The organism is Glaciimonas sp. Gout2 (assembly GCF_035018905.1).
In the GTDB taxonomy this organism is placed as follows: Bacteria; Pseudomonadota; Gammaproteobacteria; order Burkholderiales; family Burkholderiaceae_D; genus Glaciimonas.
The window spans coordinates 1-588 of sequence record NZ_JASJXA010000135.1; the positions used below are offsets into that span (position 1 = coordinate 1).

Here is a 588-nt window from a genome sequence, read left to right on the forward strand (position 1 = left end):
TCAGCACATCGCGTTGCTACAACATCCGACTGACACTGTTAATTAACCCAGTGTTGCGCTTGGTATTTGAAACCGCCATGACATAAGTAGCTCATTCAATGATCTTTTCCAAAAAGATGGTGGGGAGAAAGTGGCCGAGGCGATATTTAGAGATTTTTTTGGTATTGTTGGAGGTGCGATAGTCGGTGGGTTAACAACAGTTGGCATGATCCCATATACTGGGGTATGGGCCCCTGAGTTCGGTTATTTGGCTGGAGAGGCATACGCCAAATTTTGGAATCAAGCATTTGATGATGCTAAAAATACTTCAAAAAAATATAATTTTGGAGGGCGATTTTATGATTTCCTTCACCCAGACGAAGCTGCCCGTGACTTCTTCAACCACTCCCGCACCTACCGCTACGATCCCTTAGTCCTCGACCTCGACGGCGACGGCATCGAAACCGTCGGTAACAAAAACAAAAACAACATTTACTTCGACAACAACAACGACGGTATTAAAACCGCGACAGGCTGGGTCGGCGCTGACGATGGCTTGCTCGTCATGGATCGCAACGGCAACGGCGTGATCGATAACGGAACGGAACT

Annotated in this window: 1 protein-coding gene; it reads left to right on the top strand. The window is 47.1% G+C overall.

What is annotated here, in order from left to right; all coding sequences use genetic code 11:
* Positions 1–130: 130 nt before the first annotated feature.
* The coding region (locus QN379_RS23495; RefSeq protein ID WP_323507775.1) for a hypothetical protein at positions 131–588 on the top strand (458 nt) is incomplete at its 3' end.